The organism is Streptomyces sp. Qhu_M48, assembly GCF_051305195.1.
In the GTDB taxonomy this organism is placed as follows: domain Bacteria; phylum Actinomycetota; class Actinomycetes; order Streptomycetales; family Streptomycetaceae; genus Streptomyces.
Map to the genome: position 1 here is coordinate 2,565,019 of NZ_CP195432.1, position 20,431 is coordinate 2,585,449.

At 75.0% G+C, this 20,431-nt stretch carries 15 protein-coding genes; 10 read left to right on the plus strand and 5 right to left on the minus strand.

Translation table 11 applies throughout. The features are described from left to right. Positions 1–15 precede the first annotated feature (15 nt). From ACRRSS_RS11945 to ACRRSS_RS11965, 5 genes are all read left to right on the plus strand, one after another. Positions 16–720 (plus strand): GntR family transcriptional regulator, encoded by a 705-nt coding sequence (locus tag ACRRSS_RS11945; protein WP_435971179.1) that lies wholly within the window; start codon positions 16–18, stop codon positions 718–720. 67 nt (positions 721–787) lie between these two features. Further along, entirely contained in the window at positions 788–2,332 is a 1,545-nt protein-coding gene (locus ACRRSS_RS11950; protein WP_435971180.1) for a hypothetical protein, read from the plus strand. After that, entirely contained in the window at positions 2,329–3,150 is an 822-nt protein-coding gene (locus tag ACRRSS_RS11955; protein WP_435971181.1) for a hypothetical protein, read from the plus strand. The genes ACRRSS_RS11950 and ACRRSS_RS11955 overlap by 4 nt, the downstream gene beginning before the upstream one ends. Next, positions 3,147–4,073 carry a hypothetical protein gene (locus ACRRSS_RS11960; RefSeq protein ID WP_435971182.1) on the plus strand — a complete coding sequence of 309 codons (927 nt, stop codon included), beginning with the start codon at positions 3,147–3,149 and terminating at the stop codon, positions 4,071–4,073. Before ACRRSS_RS11955 ends, ACRRSS_RS11960 begins: the two co-directional genes overlap by 4 nt. A 73-nt stretch (positions 4,074–4,146) precedes the next feature. Then, complete coding sequence (locus ACRRSS_RS11965) at positions 4,147–8,835, plus strand: hypothetical protein (RefSeq protein WP_435971183.1); 4,689 nt, start codon at positions 4,147–4,149, stop codon at positions 8,833–8,835. Positions 8,836–8,928: 93 nt separating this feature from the next. On the opposite strand, the gene ACRRSS_RS11970 is transcribed toward ACRRSS_RS11965, so the two are convergent. After that, positions 8,929–9,297 carry a hypothetical protein gene (locus ACRRSS_RS11970; protein ID WP_435971184.1) on the minus strand — a complete coding sequence of 123 codons (369 nt, stop codon included), beginning with the start codon at positions 9,295–9,297 and terminating at the stop codon, positions 8,929–8,931. A 406-nt stretch (positions 9,298–9,703) separates the two neighbouring features. On the opposite strand from ACRRSS_RS11970, the gene ACRRSS_RS11975 reads away from it, so the two are divergent. Genes ACRRSS_RS11975 through ACRRSS_RS11990 form a run of 4 tightly spaced genes read left to right on the plus strand, consistent with a single transcriptional unit; the run spans position 9,704 to position 14,339 of the window. Beyond that, on the plus strand, positions 9,704–12,880 hold the full coding sequence (locus ACRRSS_RS11975; protein WP_435971185.1) for a nitrate- and nitrite sensing domain-containing protein: 3,177 nt from the start codon (positions 9,704–9,706) through the stop codon (positions 12,878–12,880). Further along, entirely contained in the window at positions 12,877–13,314 is a 438-nt protein-coding gene (locus ACRRSS_RS11980) for a roadblock/LC7 domain-containing protein (RefSeq protein ID WP_351909582.1), read from the plus strand. Before ACRRSS_RS11975 ends, ACRRSS_RS11980 begins: the two co-directional genes overlap by 4 nt. Before the next feature lie 10 nt (positions 13,315–13,324). Then, the gene (locus tag ACRRSS_RS11985) at positions 13,325–13,753 is read left to right on the plus strand and encodes a DUF742 domain-containing protein (RefSeq protein WP_435971186.1); all 429 of its coding nucleotides are present in this window, start codon (positions 13,325–13,327) and stop codon (positions 13,751–13,753) included. Further along, positions 13,734–14,339: a GTP-binding protein gene (locus ACRRSS_RS11990; RefSeq protein WP_435971187.1), complete on the plus strand. Its 606-nt coding sequence runs from the start codon at positions 13,734–13,736 to the stop codon at positions 14,337–14,339. The genes ACRRSS_RS11985 and ACRRSS_RS11990 overlap by 20 nt, the downstream gene beginning before the upstream one ends. A gap of 51 nt (positions 14,340–14,390) precedes the next feature. Here the strand turns inward: ACRRSS_RS11990 and ACRRSS_RS11995 are convergent, their stop codons facing one another. The 3 genes from ACRRSS_RS11995 to ACRRSS_RS12005 form a co-directional block, all read right to left on the minus strand. Continuing rightward, positions 14,391–15,548 (minus strand): lipid-transfer protein, encoded by a 1,158-nt coding sequence (locus ACRRSS_RS11995; RefSeq protein WP_435975306.1) that lies wholly within the window; start codon positions 15,546–15,548, stop codon positions 14,391–14,393. Between the two features lie 26 nt (positions 15,549–15,574). Then, positions 15,575–16,117 carry a Zn-ribbon domain-containing OB-fold protein gene (locus ACRRSS_RS12000; protein ID WP_435971188.1) on the minus strand — a complete coding sequence of 181 codons (543 nt, stop codon included), beginning with the start codon at positions 16,115–16,117 and terminating at the stop codon, positions 15,575–15,577. 95 nt (positions 16,118–16,212) lie between these two features. Continuing rightward, complete coding sequence (locus tag ACRRSS_RS12005) at positions 16,213–17,034, minus strand: M15 family metallopeptidase (RefSeq protein ID WP_435971189.1); 822 nt, start codon at positions 17,032–17,034, stop codon at positions 16,213–16,215. Here ACRRSS_RS12005 and ACRRSS_RS12010 point away from each other — a divergent pair. Then, the gene (locus ACRRSS_RS12010; RefSeq protein ID WP_435971190.1) at positions 17,033–17,593 is read left to right on the plus strand and encodes an NUDIX domain-containing protein; all 561 of its coding nucleotides are present in this window, start codon (positions 17,033–17,035) and stop codon (positions 17,591–17,593) included. The two genes, ACRRSS_RS12005 and ACRRSS_RS12010, sit on opposite strands and share 2 nt — an antisense overlap. A gap of 227 nt (positions 17,594–17,820) precedes the next feature. On the opposite strand, the gene ACRRSS_RS12015 is transcribed toward ACRRSS_RS12010, so the two are convergent. Continuing rightward, positions 17,821–20,265: a glycoside hydrolase family 31 protein gene (locus ACRRSS_RS12015; RefSeq protein ID WP_435971191.1), complete on the minus strand. Its 2,445-nt coding sequence runs from the start codon at positions 20,263–20,265 to the stop codon at positions 17,821–17,823. Positions 20,266–20,431 lie beyond the last annotated feature (166 nt).

Below are 20,431 nucleotides of genomic sequence, written 5' to 3' on the forward strand. Positions count from 1 at the left end.
AGCGAGGGAGTGGGCGTGGGCGACACCGGGGACCTGACCGGCGACCGGGTGCTGCTCGGGCGCACCAGCACGGCGGAACGGGTCGCGGACATCCTGCGCACCCGGGTCGCGGAGGGCTACTTCCCGCCCGGCACCCGGCTCTCCGAGGAGGGCATCGGCGGCGCGCTCGGTGTGTCCCGCAACACCCTGCGCGAGGCGTTCCGCCTCCTCACCCGGGAGCGCCTCCTGGTCCACGAGCTGAACCGGGGGGTCTTCGTCCGGGTCCTGGCCGTCGACGACGTGGCCGACATCTACCGCACCCGCCGACTGGTCGAATGCGCCGTCGTACGGGGCCTGGGGCAGCCGCCGTACGCCCTCGACGGCCTCGCCGCCGCCGTCGTGGCCGGCGAGACCGCCGCCCGCGCCGGCGACTGGCACGGCGCCTCCACGGCCAACATCCACTTCCACCGCGAACTCGTCGCACTCGCGGGCAGCGCCCGCACCGACGAACTGATGCGCGGCGTTCTCGCCGAGCTCCGCCTCGCCTTCCACGTCGTCGACGACCCCCACGCTCTCCACGAACCCTTCCTCGTGCGGAACCGGGAGATCCTGGACGCGCTGCGCGCCGGTGAGCGCGGCACGGCCGAGCGCCTCCTCGCCCGCTACCTCGACGACTCCCGCACCCGCGTCGCGGCCGTCTACGCCCGGGCCGTCGACGCCCCCTCGGACGCCCGCGGCTGATGCCGGGAGCCCGGTCGCATCCGCACCGTTTCGACCGTTGTCAGTTCGAGGACCTAATCTGTGCACCGTGACTTCGCCTGCCTCGACGGACCTCGCTCCGCCCCAGCTCAGCGCGGGGCCGCGCCCCGCGCAGGGTCCGGCCGCCGACGAAGGGCTCGCGCGGCGCCTCCGCGCGCTCGCGTGCACCGCCCCACTGCACGACCTCGACGCGCGCAAGGCCAACCTGGCCGGTGAGTACACGGTCTACGCGATGGCCGAGGTGGCCCTCTCCGCGATCGACCTCATCACACTGAACATGGACTTCGACACCGGCGCCGACCACGAGCAGATCGTCGCCCGTCTGCTGCCCCGCGTCGCCGCCCAGGCCCCCGCCCGCCCCGCCGCCGAGCACGAGCGCGTGGCCCGCTGGGTCCTGGAGAACCTGATCAACGTCGGCAGCGTCGACCGCGGCTTCCGCGCCGTCTACGGCACCTTCGGGACCGACGGTGTCTACGTCCGCCGGGACTACGACTTCAAGCTCATCGAGGAGGTCCCGGGGTACGGCGGCGGTGTCTACCTCCGGACCACCGACGAAGCGGTCAACGTCCTCGTCGGCGCGCTCGACACCGACGTCACCAGTGCCCAGATCGCCGCCGAGGTGAAGCTGGAGGTCCTGATCAACCGGGGCCGTCTCGCCGACGCCCAGCTCGCCGCCGAGCAGGCCCGGTACCGGACCGTCCAGTACGCCGAGACCCTCCGCAAGACCCTGGAGGCCACCCGGCGCAACGTCCGCGCCGTGGACTGGCTCCAGGCCGTCCCCGACATGATCGCGGAGGCGCTCGACCACGTCGCCGACCGCTACCGCCACGAGAACGCGATCCTCACCAACATCCGCAGGGCCCGCGACGAGGCCGAGGCCGCGTCCGACGCGAAGACGGCCGAGCACAAGCGACGCGCCGCCGAGCTCGTCGACATAGTGAAGGACTGCATCCGGCGGCACACCCAGCTCCAGTCCCGCCTCCTGGACGCCGGACCGCTGTTCCGCGCCGAACAGGACCGTCAGGCCTTCGCCGCGCCCACCGCGTACACGGGGCTCGACCTGTACGGGCAGCTGGTCGCCCCCACCCTGCCGCTCCCCGTCGAACAGGCCGCCAGGGTCACCGACGCCTTCTTCGCCCGGGGCACCGGACTGCGCACCCCCGCCTCCGTCCGCCTCGGCGACCTCGTCGACCTGCTGCTCACCCCGCCCGTGGAGCGCGAGCACCTCGGCGCGGAGATGCCCGAGCCGGACCTCATCGCCACCCCCGACGACTCCCGCTTCAGCGAGGAGCAGCTCGCGAGCGCCCTGCGCCTGCTGGACCTGGAGCACGACGCCCCGCGCCGCCTCTCCGGTCTGCTCGCCGAGGCCCGCGAGCTCGACGACGACCTGCCGTACCTGGTGGCCCTGCTCGCCGTCCACGCGGCGAGCCCCCCGGTCGGCACGGCCTACCGCCAGGGCGAGGAGCGCCTCCTCTTCGCCGTCGACGACGGCACCCCGCTCGACGACCCGGAGTTCGGCGGCGCCGACCTCATCGTCGGTACGGCCCTGCTCGACGCGGTGGGCATGGCCGCCGACCGATCGGAGACGACGTGACCCTCGTCCCGCCCACCGCCGCACCGACGGCCGAACCGGTCGCTCTCGTACCGAACGTTCCGGCGCCCGACGTCCCGGCCGATGCCGACGGGGCGACCATGCCCGACGTCCCGGCCGAGGCCGCCTGTCCGGGTCAGCCCGACGCCACGGACCAGCCCGGAACCGGGAACCAGGCCGACTCTCCGAGCCGGGTCGACCAGGAGGAGCGGACGGCCCCCGTTCCCGTCGCCCATCGCCCCGACCCCACCCCCGGCCCCCTGGTGCGCCCCGTCCTCGTCGGCCCGCCGGCCGGGGTGAGGGGTGAGGACGAGGACCCGTCCGCGCAGGCCTCCGGCACCCGTCCCCGGTTCGGGGTCGTGGCGGTACCCGAGCCGTCCCGTGCGGCGACCGCCAGGAGGCGCGGCGTCCCGTCCGTGCGCGCCGTACGGCTCACGGACGAACCGGCCACGCGCGCGGACCGCCCGACGGACCGACCGGGAGACCGCCCCGCCGCCCCGGCGACCGTCACCCCGGTCCCGCTGCCACTCCCCCTCCCCGCACCCCGCCCGGCCGACGTGGCCGATGCCGCACGACCGGTCGACCTGGCCGAAGCGACCGGCACCGTCCGACCGGCCGAAGCGACCGACCCCGTCCGTCCGGCCGACGCCGTACCAGCCGCCGGAGCGGCGGCCGCCTCGGTCAGCTCGGCCGATCCCGTCACCCCCGCCGATCCCACCGACCCCGTCACCCCCGCCGATCCCGCCGATCCCGTCACCCCCGCCGCACCGACACCGGCCGAGAGCCGTACCGAGAGCCGTACCGAGGAGCCCCAGCCGTGAGCGAAACCCACGCCGAGTACGCCGACGCGTGGGGCGAGCAGGAGCCCCCGCAGCCCCCGGCCGCCTCCACCGGCGGCGCCGCCGCGTCCGCCGTCACCCCCGCCGACGCCTCCGACGCGGCCCGGCTGGTCTCCTTCGGGCTCCAGCCCAAGCTGCTCCCGGCCCGTGACGCCGAGTACGGGGAGCTGCTCCGGCGCTACCGCGAGGACCCCGCCTTCGCGCGCCTCGCCGACGCTGTCGCGACCGGCCTCGGCCTGATCGTCCTGGAGGTCTCCCCGCGCGCGGGGATGGCCGTCACCGCCGGTGAGGACTCCGTCTTCGCCGTCCGCATGGGCGACTACGCGCGCCGCGCCTCCACGGACTCCGCCGACCGGTTCCTGCACGGCCTCGCGCACCTCGCCGTCGCCGCCATGGCCTTCCCCCGCCCGGAGGACCTCGCGGACGACGCGTACATCGGCCGTCTCACGGTGAACGGCGTCGACGCGTTCGTACGCCAGGCGTGTCTGCGTCTCGAACAGCGGGCGGAGGAGCAGGGCGAGAACACCGACCCGGCCTCCGACGCACCCGGTCTGGAGGCCGCCTGGCGGATCTACGCCCGGCGCAGCGCCACCGGCGCCACCAAGGACGCCCGCCGCCTCGCCGGATCCACCACCGGCATCGTCGGCAAGGCGGCCGCCTTCCTCACCGAGTCCGGCTTCCTGCAGCGCACCGGCGACGAGGGCGGCGGCTCCTACCGCACCACCGCCCGCTACCAGCTCCAGGTCCGCGACATGGCCGGTTCCGCCGCCATGGCCGAGCTCCTCGAACTCGGCGTCGTCCCCGTCAGCGACGGATCCGCGACCCTCCTGCCGCCGCCCGAGGGCGACGACCTGGAGCTCGCGGCCGACGCGGGTCTGCCCTTCCACGCGTCACCGTCGGCGTAACAGCGCCGCCCATCCGCGCGACCGCGCCGCGCAACCGACCGTCCAGAGCACCAGAGCACGAGAGTTCCTCGCCATGTACGAGCTGTCCCGGGTCCGCCTGTACTCCATCGGCCCCGCCGGTGCGCGCTACGCCGACACCGTCCTGGACCTGCGCGGGGTCGGCGCGCCCGTGCCCCACCCCGCCCCCGCCCAGGCGGAGTTCTTCGAGGACGAGCCGGTCGGTCCGCCACGCCGCCCCGCCCCCGCGGGCGTGCTCTTCCTGGAGAACGGCGGCGGCAAGTCCGTACTCCTCAAGCTGATCTTCTCGGTCATGCTCCCCGGCCACCGCAACACCCTGGGCGGCGCGAGCTCCGGCGTCCTGCGCAAGTTCCTCCTCGCCGACGACTGCGGGCACGTCGCCCTGGAGTGGCAGCACACCCTCACCGGCGAGCTCGTCGTGGTCGGCAAGGCCAGCGAGTGGCGCGGCCGTCAGGTCTCCTCCGACCCGCGGAAGTTCGCCGAGGCCTGGTACTCCTTCCGCCCCGGCCCCGGGCTCAGCCTGGACAACCTCCCCGTCGCCGAGGCGACCTCCGTCCGTCCGGCCGTCGAGGGCGCCTCCGGAGCGAGGGGCCGCCGCCGCACCATGAAGGGCTTCCGCGACGCGATCACGGAGGCCGGCAAGGCGTACCCGCACCTGGAGGTCTCCTGGGAGGAGATCCACGACCGCTGGAACGAGCACCTCGGCGAGCTGGGCCTCGACCCCGAACTCTTCCGCTACCAGCGGGAGATGAACGCCGACGAGGGCGAGGCCGCCGGCCTCTTCGCGGTCAAGAAGGACTCCGACTTCACCGACCTGCTGCTGCGCGCGGTCACCGACACCCGGGACACCGACGGCCTCGCCGACCTCGTCGGAGGGTTCGGCAACAAGCTCGGCCGCCGCGCCGAGCTCACCGCCGAGCGCGAGTTCACGGCCGGTTCCGTGGACCTCCTCAACCGGATCGTCGAGGCCGCCGGGACCCGGTCCCAGGCGCGCGACATCCACCTGGCGGCCGAGCGCCGCACCCGTACCCTGGCCCGCAGGCTCTCCGCCCGAGGCGCCGTGGAGCGCGGCCGCGGGGCCGAACTCGCCCAGCAGGTCACCTCCGCGGGCCACGCCGTCGCCGAGGCCGAGACCGCGCGCGGACGCGCCGCCCTGATCGCCGCCGAACTCGCCTACCGGCACGCCTCCCTGGCGCTGGCCGCGGCCGAGAAGGGCGCCGCCTCACAGCGCCGCGAACTCACCGACGCCCGGACGATGCACTCCGCCTGGCAGGCCGCCGAGGTCGTCCTCCGCCACCGTGCCGCGGGCGACCGCTCCGCGCGCGTGGCCGCCGCCATCCGCGAGGCCGAGCGGGACGCCGCCCCGGCCCTCGCGGCCCGCGCCGAGGCCGCCGCCGACCTGGTGCGGGCGCTCGCCGCCGCCGCCGAGGAGGGCGAGCGGCACGCGGCCGAGGAGGAGGAGCGCTCCACCGCCCTCCAGGACGTCGGCGAGGCCGCCCACCGCGACGCCACCTCCGCCGCGACCGAGGCCCAGCGGGCCCGCAGCGAGGCCGGGCACCTGCGCCAGCGGCTCGCGGAGGTCGAGCAGGAGACCGCCGAGGCCGTACGGGCCGGCTGGCTCGACGACACCGCGCCCGACGCGGACCCCGCCCGCGCCGCCCTCGCCGCGAGCGACGCCGAGAAGACCACGGTCGCCGCCTGGGACACCGCACGCGAGGCGGCCCGTGCCGCCGCCGACCGCGCGCGGGAGGCCGCCGGGGCGGAGTCCCGCGCCGAACTCGCCGCCGCCCGCGCCGCGGACGCGGCCGAGGCCGCCGGGAACGCCTACGACGCCGAGCGCCGGGCCGCCGAACTCCTCGCCGCCGAGGAGCGCCTCGCCGAACTCCTGAGCCTCCCCGCCACCGGGCCGCAGCTCTCCGCCGGCGGTTCGCCGCTGCCCGGCCAGCGCGCCGCCACCACCGGCGACGAGGACGTCCCCGAGGCGCCCGCCGCACCCCAGGGCCCGCTCACCGTCACCGAGTTCGACCGGTACGCCGACGAACTGCGCTCCATGCTCGACCAGGCCGTCACCTCCGCCGAGCGCCAGCTCTTCGAGCTGCGCACCGCCGCGGCCGACGACTCCCGCATCCTCGGCGCCCTCGGCGACGGCGGCCTGCTGCCGCCGGGACCGGACGTCCTCGCCACCGTCGAGTACCTCGGCGAGCACGGCATCCCCGCCCTCCCCGGCTGGCGCTACCTCGCCCAGGCCGTGGACCCCGCCGACCACGCCCGCGTCCTCGCCGCCCGCCCCGAGCTCGTCGACGGCGTCGTGATCACCGACCCCGTCTCGTACGGACGCGCCCGCGAGGTCCTCGGCACGGCCGCCCTGCTGCCCCGCTCCGCCGTGGCGGTCGGCACCGCCGCCGCCCTGCTCGCCCCCGTACCGGCGTGGGACACGACGGACGACACCGGCGTCCACAACGTATTCCTCGTCCCGCCGAACCCGGCCATGCACGACGAGCACGCGGCCGACGAGGAGCGCCACGCCCTGCGCGCCCGCGCGGCCGCCCGCGACGAGGAGATCCGCACCCTCGCCACCCGGCTCTCCGGCGACCGCGCCCTCGCGGCCCGGATCGGCTCCTGGCGCGCCGACTGCCCGCCCGGGATGCTCGCCGAACTCTCGGCCGTCGCCACGACCGCACGCGAGACCGCCGAGGCAGCCGCCGCGACCCTCGACGAGGCCCGCAGGGCCCGTACGGAGGCCGACGAGACCGCCGCCGAGGCGGCCCAGGTCAGGGACGAGCGCCAGGAGGCCGCCCAGCGGGCCCGCCGGGTCGCCGACGCCCTCGCCGGCCTGGCGTTCCGGCTGCGCGAGCGGTCCGCCTGGCAGGCCAAGCTCCGGGAACTCGCCGACGACGCCGCCGAGGCCGAGGCCCGCGCCCAGACCTGTCTGGAACGCGCCCGCGCCGCCGACGAGGACCGCCGCGCCGCCCAGCGCTCCGCCGACGACGCCCACCGCACCGCACGGGCCCTGCGGGCCGAGCGCGCCGAGATCGCAGGCGCACCCGAGACCCTCCCGGAGGAGGGCGCGCCCGCGCCCCGTGCCGCGCTCCCCACCCTGCGCGAGGCGTACCGCGCCGCGTCGCAGCTGTACGAGAAGGTCGGCGTCGGCGCCGACCTCCGGGCCGAGCAGGCGCGCGCCGAGAGCGCCGAATCCGCGGCCGTCGCCGAGCTGGACCGCCTCACCAACAAGGTCCGCACCCGCGCCGAACAGCTCCTGGAGTCCACCGACGGCGCCGACGGACCGTCCCGGCAGGCGGCGGCGGCCCGCGCCGAGTCCCTCGTGCAGATGCTGGAGACCCGGGCGTCGGAGGCGAGCGAGAAGCTCGGCCGCCTGCGCGGCGAATCCGAGCGGCTCGCCCCCGAGGACGGCGAGGCGCACACCGAGCTGCCCGAGGAGCTGGTGCCGGCCGACGCCGAGCGGGCCCAGGCCCTGCTCCGTACCGCCACCGCCGAACTCGCCTCCCGCACCGACGCCCTGGAGGCCGCCCGCGCGGCCCACACCGGCCTGCTCCGGGACCACCGGGCCGCCGAGGACGCGGCGGGCGGCTTCGACGAGGCCGCCGCGCTGCTGCGGGACCTGCTCCGCGACCACACGGACGAGGAGCGGGAGGAGTCCGAGCCGTACCCCGGCACCCTGGAGGAGGCCCGCGCGACGGCGGCGGAAACGCGCCGCTCCCTGCGCGGCTGCACCGCGGAGCTGTCCGCCGCCGAGGCGGCCGTGCGCGAGGCGAGCGACATCCTCGTACGGCACGCCAACTCCACCCGCTACGAGCAGGTCCGCACCCCGGCCCGCCAGCAGATCCGCGAACTCCCCGCCTCCGCGCTCCCCGAGCACGCCGCCAAGTGGGCCGAGGCCTTCGCACCCCGGCTGCGGGTCCTCACCGACGAGCTGGAGCAGCTGGAGCGCAACCGCGACTCGATCGTGGCCCGGCTGCGCGGCCTCGTGGAGTCCTCCCTCGCGACGCTCCGCTCCGCGCAGCGGCTCTCCCGGCTCCCCGAGGGCCTCGGCGAGTGGTCGGGGCAGGAGTTCCTCCGGATCCGCTTCGAGGAGCCGGACCAGGCCACCCTCGCGGAGCGGCTCGGCGAGGTCGTCGACGAGGCCACCCGCGCCGCCGTCAAGAAGAACTCCGACCTGCGCCGCGACGGCATGTCCCTGCTGCTCCGGGGCGTGCAGGCGGCCCTCGAACCCAAGGGCGTCTCCGTCGAGATCCTCAAGCCGGACGCGGTGCTGCGCGCCGAGCGGGTGCCGGTCGGACAGATGGGCGACGTCTTCTCCGGCGGTCAGCTGCTCACCGCGGCCATCGCCCTGTACTGCACGATGGCGGCGCTCCGCTCCAACGACCGGGGACGCGACAAGCACCGGCACGCGGGCACGTTGTTCCTGGACAACCCGATCGGCCGCGCCAACGCCACGTACCTCCTGGAGCTCCAGCGGGCCGTGTCGGACGCGCTGGGCGTCCAGCTCCTCTACACGACGGGCCTGTTCGACACGACGGCGCTCGCGGAGTTCCCGCTGGTGATCCGGCTGCGCAACGACGCCGACCTGCGGGCGGGGCTCAAGTACATCAGCGTGGAGGAGCACCTGCGGCCGGGTCTGCCACAGCCGGGTGCGGACGGCGGCGAGTCGATCCACGGCGAGATCACGGCGACGCGGATGTTCCGCCGCCACCAGTCCGACGACACCGCCCCGTCGGACGCCTGACGCGCGGTCGGCGTCCCGGACACCCCCTGAACGGTGAGTGGCCCGGCCCCTCAAAGGGCCGGGCCACTCACCGTCTCCGCGCCGTCGGGGACTTCAGGCCGCCTCGGACAGCGACGCCGTCTCCGCCCGCTCCTCTTCGCGCTTGGCCCGGAGCGGCGGACGCGCCGTGCTGCTCGGCTCCGACACGACGCCGTGGCGCTGACGCCACACCTGACGGGTGATCCACACGTCGAGGACGCTCCAGGTGGCCACGACGGTGGAGACCACCGCGCCGACGGTCACCGGGAAGGCCAGCCAGGAGCCCGCCACGGAGCAGAAGAAGGCGACCACCGCTTGGATGAGCGTCACCGACGTGATCATCACGGCCCTGACGGCGGCGGTACGCACCGGGTCGGGCATGCGCCGTCGGCCTCGTTCCTCGTCCATCCACAACTGCCGTGCGGACCGTGCCTCGTGTTCCATTGTCCTGTCACTCCCCACCGCTGAACGACTTCAGGGAACGGCTGCCCGTTGTGAGCGCCTTTACGCGGACAGAACCCTCCCCGTACCCATTGACGCACGAGAGAGAGAAAAGGTTTCGCCCGCCCCTGGACGAACGAGAGCGGGGAAGGAACGGAACGAATACTTCCAGCCATCTCCTTTGGCAGGGGAAATGGCATGGCATCAGGTGTCCTGCGCCACAGTGGCCGATGCCAACTCCCCGAATACCAGGACATCTCATGATCAACACTCACTCGACAGGCTGAAAATAGCCCGGACGCGCCTTCGAGACGGCCGTGATGCAGTAGTAGGCTCACGCCGCCGTTTGTTGAATCTCAAGGTTGACGCCGCGTGTTGACGCCGGACGTCACGAACGTGAAGGACCTCCGTGGCCGCGGAGGCCGAGCTGGGGGAGGCCATGCGCTTTCGCGGGAAGTCCATCCGCCGGAAGATCGTGGCGTTGCTGCTCGTCCCACTCGTCTCCCTCACCGGCCTGTGGGGCTTCGCCACGATCCTCACCGGCCGCGAGGCCGACCAGCTCCTCGACGTCGGCTACATCGTCGAGAAGGTCGGCTACCCCCTGGAGGACACCGCCCGGGTCATCCAGCTCGAACGCCGCCAGTCGCTGCTCTATCTCGCCGACCCCCGGGGCTCCGACACCCTCGGCTCCCTGCGCGAGACCCGCCGGGCCACCGACCGCCAGATCGCCCGCATCCGCGCGAACGCCACCGACCCCGGCGTCCGCGAGGAGATGCGGCCCGTCACCGCCCAGCGGCTCACCTCACTCCTCGAAGCGCTCGAAGGCCTCACCTCGCTGCGCCGCTCCGTGGAGAAGCGCGACATCGGCCGCATGCAGGCCCTCGACTTCTACAACCGGCTCGTCGACCCCTGCTACAGCTTCCTCGTCACCCTCCACGCCCTGGAGAACGTGGAGATGGACAAGCAGGGCCGCGCCCTCGTCGGCATCACCCGCGCGCGCGAACTGCTCTCCCGCGAGGACGCCCTCGTCCTCTCCACGCTCGTCGCCGACCGCGTCACCGCCGAGGAGATCCGCGAGATATCCGACCTGGTGGCCAACCGCGAGCAGTTCTACGAGGTCAACCTCGAACTCCTGCCCGCCGCCGAGCGCGAGCGCTTCGAGAAGTACTGGCGCAGCCCCGGCACCCAGCCCCTCCGCACCGCGGAGAACGCGATCATCGAGGCGGGCCCCACCGACACCCCGCGCGCCGTCACCCCCGCCTACTGGCAGGACAACGCGAGCCCCGTCCTCGACGACCTGGCCCGCGAGAACACCGCGGCCGGCGACCGCTACCAGGACCGCGTCCAGCCCGCCGCGTACAGCGTCCTCCTCAAGGCGGGCGTCGCCGGCGTCCTCGGCTTCCTCGCCCTGCTCGCCTCGATCGTCATCTCCGTCCGCATCGGCCGCCACCTCGTCCGCGACCTGCGCCGCCTCCAGAAGGAGGCCCAGGAGGTCTCCGGCGTCCGCCTGCCCAGCGTGATGCGGAGGCTCGCCGCCGGCGAACAGGTCGACGTCACCACCGAAGTGCCCCACCTCGGCTACGGACAGGACGAGGTCGGCCAGGTCGGCCAGGCCCTCAACACCCTCCAGCGCGCCGCCGTCGAGGCCGCCGTCAAACAGGCCGAGCTGCGACGCGGGGTCTCCGAGGTCTTCGTGAACCTCGCCCGCCGCAACCAGGTCCTGCTCCACCGCCAGCTCACCCTCCTCGACACCATGGAACGGCGGACCGAGGACACCGACGAACTGGCCGACCTCTTCCGGCTCGACCACCTCACCACCCGCATGCGGCGGCACGCCGAGGGGCTCGTGATCCTCTCCGGCGCCGCGCCCTCCCGCCAGTGGCGCAAGCCCGTCCAGCTCATGGACGTCGTCCGCGCCGCCGTCGCCGAGGTCGAGGACTACGAGCGCATCGAGGTGCGCCGACTGCCCCGCCTCGGCGTGGGCGGACCCGCCGTCGCGGACCTCACCCACCTCATCGCCGAACTCCTCGAGAACGCCACCGTGTTCTCGCCCCCGCACACCGCCGTCCAGGTCCTCGGCGAGCGGGTCGCCAACGGCTTCACCCTGGAGATCCACGACCGCGGCCTCGGCATGAACCCCGACACCCTGCTCGACGCCAACCTCCGGCTCGCAGAGACCCCCGAGTTCGAGCTCTCGGACACCGACCGCCTCGGCCTCTTCGTGGTCAGCCGGCTCGCCCAGCGCCAGAACGTCCGCGTCTCGCTCCAGACCTCCCCGTACGGCGGGACCACCGCGGTCGTCTTCATCCCGGCCGCGCTGCTCACCGACGCCCCCGAGACCCAGGGCGCCGGTTTCCGCCTGGACCGCGAGACCACCGAGCGCGCCGGACCGGCCGGCGAGCCGGCCGAGGGCGTGCTGCCCACCCGTCGCCCGGCGCTCGCCCGGGTCCCGGACGTGACCGAGGGCCCCGCTCCCGTCGACGGCCCCGTCGAACTCGAAGGCCCCGTCGGCAGCGAGGACTTCGGCCTCCTGCTCGACCGGTCGGCGGACCTCCTGGACACCGAGAGCGAGCGCGGCGGCCTCTTCCGGCCCCGCGGCCGCCGCCGGCCCGGACTCGCGCCGGCGGGCGAGCGGCACCAGCAGACACCGGACCGGTCGGCCGGCGACGCCGAGGAGGAGAAGCCCGCCGACGGGGGAGTCGTCGGCCCCGTACCGCTCCCGCGCCGGCGCACCCCGACGCTCGTCGTGGACCACGGCCGCCGCGTCGACGAGCCGGACCGCGTCCGCTCCCTCCCGGGCCGCGCGCACCGGCTCCCGGACCGCGCCGACTCCGCCCAGGACCGCGAGCACGCGGTCCCCGACCGGCACCACCCCGTCCCGGACCCGGACGACGCGCACGCGGCCCGCCCGTACCCGGCGTCGGACCGTGCCCACCCGGCGTCGGACCGCCCGAGCCGGGCGTCCGACCGCGGGTACGAGACGTCCGACCGCTCCCACCAGGCCGCCGACCGCGCGTACGAGGCCACCGACCGCTCGTACCCCGTGCCGGAGCGTCCGCGCCCCCTGCCCGACCGCGACCAGCCGCTCACCGGCCGCGCGCACCCCGCTCCCGGCCGGGTGACCGAAGGCCCCGGCGCCCCGGGCCACCTCGCCCACGGTGCCGGGCAGGACGGTCCGCCGGCACCCCCGCGGGGAACCGGCCCGACCCTCGTCCCCGTGCCGCCGGAGGGTTCCGCTCCGCCGCAGGGCCCCGGCCGGCCGGACAGCGCCGTGTCGCCGGAGTACCCCGAGCCGTTCGGCGGACTGCCCCGCCGCGTCCGCCAGGCCAGCCTCGCGCCGCAGCTGCGCGCGACCGACCGCCAGGCCGACCGCGGCACGGGCGCCCGCGCCGGCGCCCGGGGCAGCGCCACGGGCACCGCCCCGGACTCCTTCGAGCGCGACGCCGAGGCGGTACGCACGCGGATGGCCGCCATGCAGCGCGGCTGGCAGCGCGGCCGACGGGACAACGAGGACGTGGCCGACCCCGCCGACCCGACAGCACCAGGAACAGCACCAGGAACGACACCCGAGGGGGACGGTCGATGACCGCACCGAACGCCGCAGCACCCAGCACCACCTCCGGCAACGGCGAACTGAACTGGCTCCTCGACGAGCTGGTCCAGCGCGTGGGCTCCATCCGGAAGGCCCTGGTGCTCTCCGGCGACGGCCTCCCCACCGGTGCCTCCCAGGACCTGACCCGCGAGGACGGCGAGCACCTGGCCGCCGTGGCCTCCGGGTTCCACAGCCTCGCCAAGGGCGTCGGCCGCCACTTCGAGGCGGGCAAGGTCCGGCAGACGGTCGTCGAACTGGAGGACGCCTTCCTCTTCGTCACGGCCGCGGGCGACGGCAGCTGCCTGGCCGTGCTCGCGGACGCCGACTCCGACGTCGGCCAGGTGGCCTACGAGATGACGCTGATGGTGAAGCGGGTCGGGGTCCACCTCGCGACGGCTCCCCGGACCGGTCTGCCCGCGGGAGGGTGAGTGGGACGGTATGAGTGACGCAGCCGAGCGGAACCAGCTGAACCAGGGCCCGGCATCCCCGGGCCACCACCCTTGGTTCGACGACGAGGCCGGGCCGGTCGTCCGTCCGTACGCGATGACCCGCGGCCGGACGAGCGCCGCCTCCCGCCACCGGCTCGACCTGATCGCGGTGGTCGTGCCCGAGCCCGCCGCCGACGACCCCGGCCGGGACCAGACGCTCTCCCCAGAACACGTGGAGATCGTCGAACGCTGCTCCGAGCAACCCCAGTCGATCGCCGAGCTCGCCGCAGGACTCGACCTCCCCGTCGGGGTGGTCCGGGTGCTCGTCGGTGACCTCGTCGAGGACGAACTCGTCCACGTGACCCGCCCCGTTCCGCCGGCCGAGCTGCCGGACGTGAGCATTCTCCGCGAGGTGATCAATGGCCTTCGGGCGCTCTAGCCGCAAGAAGCCGTACGTCGAACCGGTGACCCTGAAGATCCTCGTCGCGGGCGGGTTCGGGGTCGGCAAGACGACGTTGGTGGGCGCGGTCAGCGAGATCCGTCCTTTGCGGACGGAGGAGATCCTCAGCGAGGCGGGGCGGCCCGTCGACGACCTGCACGGCGTGGAGGCCAAGACGACCACCACGGTCGCCATGGACTTCGGCCGGATCACCCTCCGCGAGGACCTCGTCCTGTACCTGTTCGGCACCCCGGGCCAGGACCGCTTCTGGTTCCTGTGGGACGAGCTGGCGCAGGGCGCGCTCGGCGCGGTCGTCCTCGCGGACACCCGTCGTCTGGAGGACAGCTTCGCGGCCATCGACTACTTCGAGCGGCGTGGCATCCCGTTCACGGTGGCGGTCAACTGCTTCGAGGGCGCTCAGCGGTTCCCCGCCGAGAGCGTGCGCGGGGCGCTCGACCTGGACCCCGAGGTCGAGCTCCTGATGTGCGACGCCCGGGACCGCGAGTCCGTGAAGAACGTCCTCGTGGCCGTCGTCGAACACGCCCTCGTCCTCGCCGACCGGACCCACGCGGCCGTCACCACCTGACCGGCGCCCCTCTACGGGATTCCTGTACCGGATTCCCGAACGGGGGCGCCCTCAGCGCACCGCCACCACCGCCGACCCGTGCCCGAAGAGGCCCTGGTTCGCGGTGATGCCGACGCGCGCCCCGGGCACCTGCCGGTCGCCCGCCGTCCCCCGCAGCTGCCAGGTCAGCTCGCAGACCTGGGCGATGGCCTGGGCGGGCACCGCCTCCCCGAAGGAGGCGAGGCCCCCACTGGTGTTGACGGGCAGGCGCCCGCCGAGGGCCGTGGCCCCGTCCCGCAGCAGCTTGACGCCCTCGCCCGCGGCGCACAGCCCGATGTCCTCGTACCACTCCAGCTCCAGGGCGGTGGACAGGTCGTACACCTCCGCGAGGGACAGGTCCTCCGGCCCGATCCCGGCCTCCTCGTAGGCGGCGCGGGCGATGGAGGCGCGGAAGGCGTGCGGGGCCGGGGCGACGACCGCCGCCGAGTCCGTCGCGATGTCCGGGAGGTCGAGCACCGCCCTGGGGTACGTGGGGGAGACCGTCGACACCGCCCGGACCCGCACCGGATCGGCGTGCCCGTGGCGACGCGCGAACTCCATGCTGGAGAGCACGAGCGCCGCGCCGCCGTCCGAGGTCGCGCAGATGTCGAGGAGGCGCAGCGGATCGGCGACGACGGCGGAGGCCGCGACCTCCTCGGCGCTCACCCGGGCGCGGTAGCGGGCCAGGGGGTTGAGCGCGCCGGCCGCCGCGTTCTTCACCTTCACCTGGGCGAAGTCCTCGGGCGTGTCCCCGTACAGGGCCATCCTGCGGCGCGCGGCGAGCGCGAAGTACGCGGGGTTGGTGGCCCCGAGCACCCGGAACCGCAGCCAGTCGGGATCGCCGGGACGCTCGCCGCCGGCCGGGGCGAGGAACCCCTTGGGCGTCGAGTCCGCGCCGACGACCAGGACCACGTCGGCGAGCCCGGCCAGGATCTGGGCGCGTGCGGCCCCGATCGCCTGGGCGCCCGACGCACAGGCGGCGTACACGCTGGTGACCCGCGCCCCCTGCCATCCGAGAGCCCGTGCGAAGGTCGCACCGGCCACGTATCCCGGATAGCCGCAGCGCATGGTGTCGGCGCCGACGATCGAGCTGACGTCGCTCCACTCCAGACCGGCGTCGGCGAGCGCGGCGCGCGCGGCGGCCGTCCCGTAGCCGACGAAGCTCCGCCCCCACTTGCCCCACGGGTGCATCCCCGCCCCGAGTACCGCGATGTCGTTCACGACCGCTCCTCCCGTTCCCGCCGCGCCCCGGGCCGCGCCGGGCGCGCGGAGGACCGCTCGGGTCCGGCGGCCGGGGTGTGAGCCCGGCCGGCGGCGACGGGCCGCCAGTTCCAGGTGGTCCAGATGTGCTCGTCGTCCTCGTTGAGGACCCCGGGCACCACCTCGACCTCCGCACCGACCACCAGATCGGCCGTGGTCACGCCGGGCGCGGCCTGCCCGAGTACGACCATCGCCTCGGCCGCCAGCTCGACGGCGACGAGGGTGTACGGCTCCCAGGGCGCGTCCGGATCGGAGACGTACGGGGCGGGCGGACGGTACCGCCCGTCGGTGTACGACCAGACCCGGCCGCGCGGGGAGAGCGGGACCTCGGCGAGGGTGCCGCCGCCGGGGCAGCCCGGGTTCCGGCACCAGTCGTCCTCACGCGGGAAGAACACCGACGAGCAGGCCGTGCACCGGGTGCCGAGCAGCCGGAACTCCGCCTCCGGCACGGTCTCGTCGGTGAACCACCCGGCCACCACAGGTCTGCGCGTCCGTGCCATCGAGGCCTCCCGTACCACCGACCACCACCACCGTCGTCCCACCCATCTGACGATCCGTCAGGAGTGTGGCACGGGAGGCCCCGGACACGGAAGGCTCAGTGCCCGGCCACCGACCTCCGCGCCACCGGGAAGTCGAAGAACGTGTCCGGGAACGGCTCCGGCTTGAACGTGAAGTGCCACCACTCCTCCGGCAGGTTCACGAACCCCTGCTCGACGAGCGCCCCCTTGAGCAGCTGCCGGTTGGCCCGCTGGACCCCCTGGATCCGGGGGTCGTCGGTGTGCGACAGCGTGTCGAAGCAGTCGTACCCGGTCCCCATGTCCACGGAGTTGTCGGGGAACCGCTCAGCCCGCGCCCCGAAGCACTCCACCAGCCGCTCGCCCGGCACGTACGCGCGCGTGGGCCGGGCCGGCAGCCGCACGATCGTCAGATCCACCGTCGAGCCCCGGCTGTGCCCGGACTTCTCCGCGATGTAACCGTCGGCGAACAGTCTCGACTTGTCGACGAGCGGATAGAACTCCCCCTTCATCCGCTCGTCCCCCAGATCCTTCGCCCACCGCACGAAGTGGTCGACGGCCCGCTGCGGCCGGTAGCAGTCGTACACCTTCAGCGTGTAGCCCCGGGCGAGGAGACGCACCTGCGCGCGGTGCAGGGCCTCGGCGGCCGGCCGGGTCAGGGCGCACAGCGGCTGCCGGTAGCCGTCCACCGGCTCGCCCACGAAGTTGTGCGGCGTCGTGTAGCGCATCTCCTGGAGGATCGTCCGGTCCACCGAGCTCAGGGCCACGAACTCCCGTGGGGCCTTGGGCTCCGGCGCGGCCGAGGCCGGGGGAGCGGGCGCGGCGACGGCGCCCGTGACGGTGAGCAGCCCGGCGGCGGCCCCGACGGCGAGCGTACGGAAAGCGGAAGCAAGTCCTGTCATGTGCACCGTCTACCAGTTCCGGCAGCGCCGGGAAAGGCCGATCGCATACGGTCGGGCCGTGAAGGACTCCCACTGCACCTCCTGCGGCGCCGCCCACCCGGCCGGCGCCGGCTGGCCCCGCACCTGCCCGGCCTGCGGTCACACCGCCTACCGCAACCCGCTGCCCGTCGCCGTCGCCCTCCTCCCCGTCACGGACGGAGCGGGAACGGGTCTCGTCGTCATCACCCGCACCATCGAGCCCGCGCGGGGCGGGGTCGCCCTGCCCGGCGGCTTCATCGACCACGGGGAGGACTGGCGCGCCGCCGTCGCCCGCGAACTGCGCGAGGAGACCGGCATCGTGGCCTCCGCCGAGGACGTCCGCCTCGCCGACGCGCTGAGCTCCCCGGCCGGCCATCTCCTCCTCTTCGGCCTCCTGCCGCCGCGCCCGGCCGCCGCACTCCCGGCCTCGGCCCCGACCAACGAGACGAGCGGCCACCACGTGCTCCACGCGCCCGAGGACCTCGCCTTCCCGCTCCACACGGAGGCGGTGCGGAAGTGGTTCGCGGGGACCTACGGCTGAGACCCCGGACCGCGGGGCGGGACCCCGGGACCGCACGCCGCCGAAGCACCCGGCGACACCGGCCACGACCACCCCGGCGCCGTAGAGTCTCGCCCCCCGGCGCCGTAGAGCCTCGCCCCCCGCCCCGTAGAGCCTCGCCGTCCCCTCGGCCCCGTAGAGCCTCGCCGCCCACCCTCTGCCCGGTACGGCTTCACGCCCCGGGCGCCCCACCCCCGCCCCGTACGGCCTCACCCCCCGGCGCCCCGCACTCGCACAGGGAGCCCCGCCTCCTCCACCCCCTCGTCCGTCACCCGCTCCACGACCACCCGGCCGTCCACGAGGCGCGACTGGTACCGCTCGATCTCGGCCGGCTCCCAGCCGTCCCCCGTGTCCCGTACGACGAGCCCGCCGCCCGTCCGCCCCGCCGCGGGCGCCCACACCTCAAGGGCGAGACCGCCCTCCTTGTCCCGTACCGGGATCACCGCCCCGGCCCGCGCGAGGACCGGCACGCGGGAGAGCGGCGCGTCGAGCAGCACCTGGCCGGGACCCTCGTACGCCTGCCCCGTCGCCGTGTCGTACCAGCGTCCGCGCGGCAGCCGCACCGCCCGCCGGTCGGCGCCCCGGGTCAGGACCGGCGCCACGAGCAGGGCGTCGCCGAGCAGGAACGCGTCCTCGCAGTCGCGCAGTACCCGGTCCTCGGGCGCCCCCCACCACAGCGGGCGTACGTACGGGGCCCCCGTCATCCGGGCCATCCGGGCCAGGGTCGTGAAGTACGGCCGCAGCCGCTCCCGTTCGGCCAGCGCCACGCGCGCGTGCTCCAGGACCTCGGGACCGAACTCCCACGGTTCCCGCCGCCCCGCGCCGATCGCCGCGTGGGTACGGAACAGCGGCAGCCACGCCCCCAGCTGGTACCAGCGCAGGAACAGCTCCGGCGTCGGGCTGCCGTCGAAACCGCCCACGTCCGGCCCCGAGTAGGGCACCCCGCACAGGCCGAGCCCCAGGACCAGGGCGAGCGAGGCCCGCAGCCCCGGCCACCCCGTCGAGACGTCGCCCGACCAGGTGCCCCCGTACCGCTGAAGGCCCGCCCAGCCCGAACGCGAGAACAGGAAGGGCCGTTCGTCGGGCCGCAGCCGGCGCAGCCCCTCGTACCCCGCCCGCGCCATCGTCAGGCCGTACACGTTGTGCGCCTCGCGGTGGTCGCCGCCCCGCCCGTCCAGGGCGTGCCGCGCCGAGCGCGGCAGGGTCATGTCACCGAAGGGGGCGAAGGACACCGGTTCGTTCATGTCGTGCCACACCCCGGCGAAGCCCTGCCGGAGCCGCTCCTCGTACAGGTCGCCCCACCACTCCCGTACCGCCGGATCGGTGAAGTCCGGGTAGGCGCAATCGCCCGGCCACACCACGCCGCGCACCTCCTCGCCCCGCGCGTCCCGCACGAAGGCCCCCGCCGCCCGCCCGCTGTCGTACACGGCGTTCCCGGGCTCGGCCTTCACCGCCGGGTCCACGATCGACACCAGCCGCACCCCCTGCTCCCGCAGCTCCTCCGCGAGACCCGGCAGATCGGGGAACCGCTCCCGGTCGACGGTGAACACCCGGTGCCCGTCGTAGTGGTCGATGTCCAGGTGGACGGCGGACAGCGGCAGCCCCCGCTCCCGGTACCCGGCCACGATCCGCCGCACCTCCCGCGCGCTCCCGAACCCCCAGCGCGCGTGCTGCGGCCCGAGCGCCCAGTCCGGCGGCAGCGCCGGAGCGCCCGTCAGCGCGGCCCACCCGTGCAGGACGCGCGCGGGGGTGCCGACCACCACCCAGCAGCGCAGCGGCCCGCCGCCCATCCGGACCTCGCTGGTCCCCGGCCGGTCGTGCCCGGACCCCGCGCCCTCCTCGCCCTCGGCCAGGGTGACCCGGCCGTCCCAGGAGTTGTCGTGGAAGGCCAGGTGCGTGCCGGCGTCCGAGACGACGAACTGGACGGGCATGGTCAGGTAGAGCGGATCGTCCCCGGGGCCGAAACTGCCCTTGGGGTCGGTGTTCCACAGCCGGTACGAGCCGTCCCGGAGGCGCGGCCCCGCCGACCGCCCGCCGAGCCCGAAGAACCGCGCGTCCGCCGGCACCTCACTGCGCTGCACCCACCGCGCCTCCCCGACAGCCGCCCCACCGGCACCCTGCTCACCGGCACCGGCACCGGCACCCGCCCCAACGGCACCGGCACCCTGCTCACCGGCACCCGCCCCACCACCGGCCGGCTCCCACCACCGCGGCGGCATGTCCCGGCGCAGCATCACCCCGCCCGGGGTCCGGACCTCCACGGCCCCGTGCCGGGAGACCGCGACCGTCACCCGCTCCGACACGATCCGCCAGCCGCCGTCCGTGTCCGGCTCCAGTGAGGCCCGCGGATCCGGGTCGGGTGCCTCGCCGGCCAGCGCGTACGACGGCAGCGGCTCGGCCCCGTCCCATCCCCAGAACACGGTGCCGCCCGCCGACACGGAGATCCGCAGCGAGGAGCGCGCGAACCGGATGGTCCCCCCACCCGGCGCGGCCTCCGCCCCGGTCGCGGGTCCCGGCACGCGGGCCCGCTCCGCCCCCCTCGGCGGCAGTCCCCACGCGTCCGTACGGTGCTGCCGCCACGCCGACCGCACCGTCCGCCATCCCCGTACCGAACCGAACACCTTCATCGAACGCAGCAGTTCACGACCGTCCATGCGGCTCACCCTGCCACCCACCAGGGGCGGAACAAGCTCCGTTCAACTGCCGTTCACCCGTGGTGGGAGCACATATTCAACTGCCGGACCATGGGCGGGCAGCCCTGGTGCGAAAGACGATCACATGGCATCGTCCTGTCAGCCGCGTCGCGCGCACACCCCAGCA

What these genes read in the sequence shown, in the direction of transcription:
- ACRRSS_RS11965 (WP_435971183.1), top strand. Translation starts at nt 4,147, where the DNA reads ATGTACGAGCTGTCCCGGGTCCGCCTGTACTCCATCGGCCCCGCCGGT.
- ACRRSS_RS11970 (WP_435971184.1), bottom strand. Translation starts at nt 9,297, where the DNA reads ATGGAACACGAGGCACGGTCCGCACGGCAGTTGTGGATGGACGAGGAA.
- ACRRSS_RS11980 (WP_351909582.1), top strand. Translation starts at nt 12,877, where the DNA reads ATGACCGCACCGAACGCCGCAGCACCCAGCACCACCTCCGGCAACGGC.
- ACRRSS_RS11985 (WP_435971186.1), top strand. Translation starts at nt 13,325, where the DNA reads ATGAGTGACGCAGCCGAGCGGAACCAGCTGAACCAGGGCCCGGCATCC.
- ACRRSS_RS11990 (WP_435971187.1), top strand. Translation starts at nt 13,734, where the DNA reads ATGGCCTTCGGGCGCTCTAGCCGCAAGAAGCCGTACGTCGAACCGGTG.
- ACRRSS_RS11995 (WP_435975306.1), bottom strand. Translation starts at nt 15,548, where the DNA reads ATGCACCCGTGGGGCAAGTGGGGGCGGAGCTTCGTCGGCTACGGGACG.
- ACRRSS_RS12000 (WP_435971188.1), bottom strand. Translation starts at nt 16,117, where the DNA reads ATGGCACGGACGCGCAGACCTGTGGTGGCCGGGTGGTTCACCGACGAG.
- ACRRSS_RS12010 (WP_435971190.1), top strand. Translation starts at nt 17,033, where the DNA reads ATGTGCACCGTCTACCAGTTCCGGCAGCGCCGGGAAAGGCCGATCGCA.
- ACRRSS_RS12005 (WP_435971189.1), bottom strand. Translation starts at nt 17,034, where the DNA reads ATGACAGGACTTGCTTCCGCTTTCCGTACGCTCGCCGTCGGGGCCGCC.
- ACRRSS_RS12015 (WP_435971191.1), bottom strand. Translation starts at nt 20,265, where the DNA reads ATGGACGGTCGTGAACTGCTGCGTTCGATGAAGGTGTTCGGTTCGGTA.